Origin of the sequence: Paraburkholderia sp. SIMBA_030, assembly GCF_046535245.1 — a bacterium.
Lineage (GTDB): Bacteria > Pseudomonadota > Gammaproteobacteria > Burkholderiales > Burkholderiaceae > Paraburkholderia.
In genome coordinates this window covers 1-242 of sequence record NZ_JAWRXB010001457.1, presented here as the reverse complement: position 1 = coordinate 242, position 242 = coordinate 1, and the positions used below count along the sequence as shown (strand labels likewise).

Annotated in this window: 1 pseudogene; it reads left to right on the top strand. The window is 66.5% G+C overall.

Annotation, left to right across the window (positions count from 1 at the left end):
• A pseudogene (locus tag SB772_RS44860) lies at positions 1-242 on the top strand (penicillin-binding protein); the annotation flags it as partial.

Genomic DNA, 242 nt, shown 5'->3' with positions numbered 1-242 from the left:
CACTCGTGCAACACGGCTTTCATCAGTGAACGCGACACCGTGAGCCAGGAGCAGTTGGCGTCTGCGGCACAGGCTTTGGGCGTGGCCGTGGACGCTCCAAAGCTGGGCGCCGATGCATTCTTGGGATCGGTACCGGCGGCCGCCGAAGGCACGGAACACGCGGCATCGATGATCGGGCAGGGCAAGGTGCTCTTGTCCCCGCTCGCCGGTGCTGTCATGGCTGCCTCCGTGGCCAACGGCGC